Source organism: Vibrio sp. 1F263, from assembly GCF_041439035.1.
GTDB classification, from domain to species: domain Bacteria; phylum Pseudomonadota; class Gammaproteobacteria; order Enterobacterales; family Vibrionaceae; genus Vibrio; species Vibrio tasmaniensis_A.
In genome coordinates, this window is sequence record NZ_JBGONI010000009.1 from 148,551 (window position 1) to 154,827 (window position 6,277).

A 6,277-nucleotide genomic window follows, 5' to 3' on the forward strand; every position below is an offset into this window, starting at 1 on the left:
CCATGATGAATCTAGCTGATTTTGCAATCAAACAACGCACCTTCATCCTTTTTTTCACTGCACTGAGTGTCATCGCAGGCCTGTTTTCTTATTTTGAGCTTGGAAAACTTGAAGACCCAAGCTTCACCATAAAAACGGCCGTCGTTGTAACGCTCTACCCTGGCGCTTCTGCGGAAGAAGTGGAACAACAAGTCACCGACACCGTCGAAACCAAACTCCAAGAAATGGCGACACTTAATAGGCTTCGATCTTTATCGCGCCCCGGCATGTCGATGGTATTTGTCGACCTAAAAGAGTCTCTCAATTCAAAAGCACTTCCTCAAGAGTGGGACTTATTACGCCGTAAAGTGTCTGATATGAAGTTATTGCTACCTTCAACTGCACAGATCAGTGTCGTACAAGACGAATTCTCTGAAGTCTACGGCATGCTTTTCTCTATCCACAGTAAGGATGCATCGCCTGCAGAATTAAGACGTTACGCAGAAGAGCTCCAACGCAGAATTAAAACCGTCGATGGTATTAAGAAGATTGAACTGCATGGTGTTCAACCACGCGTTGTTCATATCGATATCCCAGATGAAAGGTTGGCGCAATACGGCCTATCTATCACACAAGTTTGGTCGCAGTTGAATACGCAAAACATGACGTTTGATGCGGGTAAGTTTTCAGTAGGTACTGAGCGAATCCGAGTTCAACAGTCGAGTGAGTTCAGTTCGTTAGACGACATCAAAAACCTGATGATCAAAGGCGGCGTAAGTGAATTGGGAACCAGTTTAATTCGCTTAGGCGATATCGCTGACATCACAATGGGTTACCAAGAGCCAATGATGACAGAAAACCGCTACAACGGTGTACCTGCAGTCACATTAGCGATGAGCCCAGTCACCGGTGTTAACGTGGTATCACTTGGCGATGAAATCAATCAGATCGTCAACGATTTTCAAACAACCTTACCACTAGGTGTTGATATTGCGACAGTTGCTAACCAACCTGAAGAAGTTCAGAAATCGATCGACAATTTCGTAAGCAACTTATTAGAAAGTGTCGCGATTGTCTTTATCGTCTTGTCGGTATTCATGGGATTAAAAAGCGCAACCATCGTCGGTTCGAGCCTCCTGCTGACTATCTTGTTGACGCTTATCTACATGAACATGACTTCGATTGACTTACACCGAGTTTCGCTAGGTACGTTCATTCTTGCCCTCGGCATGTTGGTAGATAACGCCATTGTCATCACCGACATGATGATTGTGAAAATCAACAAAGGCATCGACCGCACTAAAGCCGCGATTGACTCTGTTAAAGAGACAGCAACACCACTCTTTGGTGCGACAGTTATCGCTATCATGGGTGCGAGCCCTGTAATTTTTTCAAAAACCGATGCTGCTGAGTTCGCAAGCTCGGTATTCCTTATCATCGCGTCGTCATTGTTACTGTCTTGGCTAGTTGCGATGACCTTCACGGCCTTGATGTGTTGGTTCTTTATCAAGCCAACCAAGCAAGCTGATAACACCAAAGTCAGCGTATACCGTAAGAGTGTCAACTGGACTGTCGATAATCCGCTTAAAGCATTGAGCGCTTTGGTTCCGTTGATATTAGTGACGGCATTAGCTATCCCGAACATTGCCGTTAACTTTATTCCACAAGCCGACCGACCGATCCTGTTCCTAGATTACTGGCTACCGAACGGTGCCAAGGTTGAACAAACCTCAGAAGACATGAAGCGAATCGAACAATGGTTGTTGGAACAGCCCGAAGTCGAAAGTATTTCAACCTATGTTGGCGCAGGTGCTCCTCGCTTCTCAGTGACTATAGAGCCAGAACCGTTCGATCCGGCCTATGGTCAGATTTTGATTAACGCGACCGATTTTCCGTCACTAAGCCCATTGATTGCACGCGGTGATAAATGGTTAATGGAAGAGTTTCCGAACGCAGACCCTCGCTTTAGAAGCTTAAAATTGGCGACGGCGGATAAATTCAGCGTTGAAGCACGTTTCTCAGGCCCTAATGCCGAGGTCTTACATGGCTTATCAGAGCAAGCAAAAGCAATCTTCGCAGAACACCCAGACACCAAGTACGTTCGTGACGACTGGCGACAGAAAAGTAAAGTATTTGAGCCGGTCATCAACCAAGAAAAGATGCGCACTGCAGGTATAAACCGCGCGGATATTGCGTTCGCGATGAAGCGAGCTTCAGAAGGTATGCCCTTGGGTCGTATGAACTTAAACGATGAACTGGTCACAATTCAACTGCGAGGCACAAAGAGTTCGATTCAGTCATTGGAAACGTTGCCCGTTCGATCTCTGTTGGGCATCCACAGTGTTCCACTTGGCCAAGTTGTCGATGGATTTGAATTAAGCAGCGAAGAAACCATGATTTGGCGCCGTGACCGTGTAAAAACCATCACAGCACAAGCAGGTGTCGGTCGTTACACCACACCAGCAGCGGTGAGGAACTCAATTAAAGATCAAATTGAAGCGATTCATTTGCCTAATGGTTATAGCCTTGAATGGGGTGGCGAATATTACGACGAGCACAAAGCCGTCAGCGATATTCTTAAACAGCTACCTAAAGCAATCTTGTTAATGATCATCATCTTGGTGGCGATGTTTAACGGATTCAAACAACCCGTGATCATCTTCACTACCCTACCGCTAGCAGCGACGGGTGCCACATTCAGCTTATTGCTATTGGATAAACCATTCGGATTTATGGCATTGATTGGCGCCGTAACCTTAACAGGTATGATCATCAAAAACGGCATTGTATTGATGGACCAAATAGAAATTGAACGTAAGAACGGGCGCTCACTATCTGACGCCATCAAAGAAGCAACTGTGAACCGCACAATGGCGATTTCAATGGGGGCACTGACTACAGCACTTGGCATGATCCCGTTGTTAAGCGACCTACTGTTTGACCAGATGGCGGCAACCATTATCGGTGGCTTAGCTGCAGCAACCGTGTTGTCTCTGTTTGTGATGCCTGCGCTGTACAAGCTTTTCTATCGAACTGAAGAAAAAAAGACAGTAGCAGAAGCAATCAAAGACGCCGTGATTGTGCTTGATGCAACACCTCAGCCTTCAAACAGCGGCAATACAACTTCATTCAACAAGGAGCAATAAACATGCATCCATTAACTAAGTTTAAAGTCGCTCCTATAGCGCTCGCCTTGTTGCTGACAGGTTGCGCGGTTGGCCCAAATTACGAAGAACCGCAAACGACCATGGCAGAGACATTCTTATATAGCCAAGGTGATGTGAACCAAGACGGCGTGAGCCAAAACGAACAGCAGAACCATTGGTGGACACAGTTCAATGATCCAACGCTCAATCAGTTAGTGGCCGATGTTCAAAACCAGAGCATCCCACTTAAACTGGCAGTCGAGCGAATCAACATGGCGAATTCATATAAAAGCGTTGTGGAGTCGTTCAAAGTCCCGACTATTAACGTCGGTGGTGGTTATTACAACTACCAACTGAGTGAGAACGACTCCCTACTCGGCCCGGTATTTGGTGCCTCTGATGCGGTTGAGTCAGCAACGGGCATGTCGTTGCTGGAAGCTCAACACGATGGTGGATTCTTAGGTGCGAGCATCGCGTGGGAAATGGACTTGTTTGGACGTATCGACAAACAATCCAACGCAGCGACGATTCGAGTTGAACAAGCCGAGATATTCCAATCAGGCTTGAACACCTTGATCACTGCCGATGTCATTCACAACTACCTGCAATATCGTGGCGCGCAAGAGCGAAAAATGATCGCACTAGAGAACATAGCCGACCAAAAGCAGACTTTAGAATTGGTCACCAAAGTGGTTCGCAGCGGCTACGGGTCTGAGTTAGATCTTGCTCAAGCCAAAGCCATGCTTGCGGCGACTGAATCTATTGTTCCTCAACTTGAAATAGCAGAGCAAGTTCACAAACAACGTATGGCGGTGTTGTTAGGCGAATCACTCACGAGCGTAAACCAACGTTTAGTCGGTGAATTCACCCTTCCGCGAATGAACGATGTAATTCCGACAGGCTTACCTTCTGACTTATTAGAACGACGCCCAGATATCCGAATCGCAGAACGCGAAATGGCAGCCATTAACGAAGAACTTGGTGCAAGCATTGCTAATCGCTATCCAAAGTTCTTCCTAACGGGTACGCCAGGTGTGACGGCTGGAAGCTTTGATGATCTGTTCAGTAGCGACTCATTCGGTTGGGCTGCATCTGCCGGTATCAGTTGGAATGTATTCGATGGTGGCCGAGGCGAAGCCATGGTAGAAATGAACGAAGCAAGGTTCCGTTCTGCAGCGCTTAACTACCAACACTCTGTCGACAGCGCCTTTGTAGAAGTCGATTCAAGCTTGTTTGCCTATGGCCGTAGCCAAGAGAACCAAAAGCGCATCGATGAAGCTACCCTTGCCGTTGATAACGCGGTGAGCAAGGCAAAGTCGCTATACAAAGCGGGGCTAGTCGATTACTTGTCGGTGTTAGACGCACAAAGACAACAAAAAGCGATGCAAGATCGCCAAGTAGCCGCCAAGCTTCAAACCGCCAACACCACGATTGCGGTGTATAAAGCCTTAGGTGGAGATTGGAAAGTGGCGAACGAAACGCAGAGTGTCGAATTAGCCCAAGTTAACTAGGCTCGCTGCTCTTCGTTATCTGCTGAATGATGTAATAAGCGTAAAAAAATACCGCCGTTGATTACGGCGGCATTTTTGTTACTGAAAGTCGCTGTAGCAATTGTGCACTTATGTTTAACGGATACGTACCTTTCCAATTGGGTTTAAACGACTAAATCGGTATTTCGGGTAATAGATCCAAAACAGTTCTTCGTTCTTAGAGTCTTGAGCTATCAATAACTCAACCTCGCCAGAGTTAATAACAATACGTACTTTACTTTTTGACAAAGGTTTCGTTCTATTCATCGTTACGTAGTTACTACTTCTCAAAGAATCTAACAATTTAGATTCTTCAAACTCCTCATGAGCCTCCACAACGAAACTCGACACGCTCAGCTCTTCAGCTAGGATATTTCGGATTTGATACTTCTGAGAGAGAAACAGAACGATACTGATTGCTGCGACTCCACTGAATAGAATCAACGCTTTTATATTTTTACGCCAGACCCCAAAAAAAAGTGCTGAAAGTAAGCTTACAATAAAAACTAAGGAGGTAACCGTAAACCAAATATCTAAATAATCGCCCATAATTACCCTATTCACCTCAACCTAGTTTAAGTACCCCTGATCATGTCTTCCATGACGAAAGTGAACTATTTTCGCGACAATCTGTGACTAGGAATTAGACGCATCGTTGCTGTCTGTATCTACGGTTTTGAACAGAGGACCTGCGCACTCGACAAAATCACCGATATCGAAAGTCTCAGGCGCATCGGCTCCACCCGTCACCCCAAAACTACCAGTAACCGTTGGATCCTTATCAGTCTTATCTACGTCTAAAATGATCTCTACTTTATAAGTGTGACCGTCAGGAAGGAGTTTGGCACACTCTTCGAGTGTCGAAGCGTTAGCTCCCACGCTAAGACCGAATAAACACACCGCAAGTACACTACTTGTCATTTTCAACATCATAAAACCTCTCGAAGACTATAGAAACATCATACCAATAATCTGCAAATCTTCACGATAAACGTTGAGAAGTGAGTTCATAGTAACAAGGCCAACTAGCCCCAACCATGGGGAGCGCTTTCGCTATCATCATACTCAGCATGACAAACCGAGCACTTGAAGTAGCTAATTTTTGATTTTGATTTATGTGAACCCAATAACACGCCGAATGCAATATTTAGAATTCGTGACTTGAAGCTGTTCTTCTCTTGCTGTTTTAACTTCACTTCGGACGCGCTTAACCTGATGTGTGACGTTTTCTTATTACAGTTTCCACATCGTAATACAGTGTCATTTTCTTGCATTTCCCTATTCCTTTAAGCACGTATATAGACAATTTCGTTATAACCTAAGTTCGCTGACTGAATTAGGTTCCAAACCGACATTAATAAACAAACGCTTAGACTCAAAGCAAACTAAAGAACCGTCACGCCTTCAACTTCAATCACTGAGTTAACATTCGCTCGCTCGATTATCTTGAGTAACGTTGTCTGGATTAACTCATTATCTCGAATTTCTGTTTCGCAAGAGAAACGCTCCTCTTGAACACCATCGCTCTCACCCAACATAAATTGAACCGAAACTTCCGTTGCGAGATCTGATCTGCTCCAGCAGGACTGGACACTACATTAAGCGACATTTCGTTGTTCAAAG

Annotated in this window: 4 protein-coding genes and 1 pseudogene; 2 read left to right on the forward strand and 3 right to left on the reverse strand. The window is 45.3% G+C overall.

The window, feature by feature from the left end; genetic code table 11:
- Positions 1-5: 5 nt before the first annotated feature.
- Both ACED25_RS08995 and ACED25_RS09000 read left to right on the forward strand, forming a co-directional pair.
- On the forward strand, positions 6-3,125 hold the full coding sequence (locus ACED25_RS08995) for an efflux RND transporter permease subunit (protein ID WP_371695118.1): 3,120 nt from the start codon (positions 6-8) through the stop codon (positions 3,123-3,125).
- 2 nt (positions 3,126-3,127) lie between these two features.
- A complete protein-coding gene (locus ACED25_RS09000) occupies positions 3,128-4,636 on the forward strand; it encodes an efflux transporter outer membrane subunit (RefSeq protein ID WP_371695111.1) in 1,509 nt (502 codons plus the stop codon).
- Between the two features lie 114 nt (positions 4,637-4,750).
- Here the strand turns inward: ACED25_RS09000 and ACED25_RS09005 are convergent, their stop codons facing one another.
- The 3 genes and pseudogenes from ACED25_RS09005 to ACED25_RS09015 form a co-directional block, all read right to left on the reverse strand.
- The gene (locus ACED25_RS09005; protein WP_371695112.1) at positions 4,751-5,203 is read right to left on the reverse strand and encodes a hypothetical protein; all 453 of its coding nucleotides are present in this window, start codon (positions 5,201-5,203) and stop codon (positions 4,751-4,753) included.
- An 87-nt stretch (positions 5,204-5,290) separates the two neighbouring features.
- Positions 5,291-5,587: a hypothetical protein gene (locus ACED25_RS09010; RefSeq protein WP_371695113.1), complete on the reverse strand. Its 297-nt coding sequence runs from the start codon at positions 5,585-5,587 to the stop codon at positions 5,291-5,293.
- A 452-nt stretch (positions 5,588-6,039) separates the two neighbouring features.
- A pseudogene (locus ACED25_RS09015) lies at positions 6,040-6,222 on the reverse strand (hypothetical protein); the annotation flags it as partial.
- Between the last annotated feature and the right edge of the window lie 55 nt (positions 6,223-6,277).

Coding starts and splice junctions, on each gene's coding strand:
- ACED25_RS08995 (WP_371695118.1), top strand. CDS start 6: ATGAATCTAGCTGATTTTGCAATCAAACAACGCACCTTCATCCTTTTT.
- ACED25_RS09010 (WP_371695113.1), bottom strand. CDS start 5,587: ATGATGTTGAAAATGACAAGTAGTGTACTTGCGGTGTGTTTATTCGGT.
- ACED25_RS09000 (WP_371695111.1), top strand. CDS start 3,128: ATGCATCCATTAACTAAGTTTAAAGTCGCTCCTATAGCGCTCGCCTTG.
- ACED25_RS09005 (WP_371695112.1), bottom strand. CDS start 5,203: ATGGGCGATTATTTAGATATTTGGTTTACGGTTACCTCCTTAGTTTTT.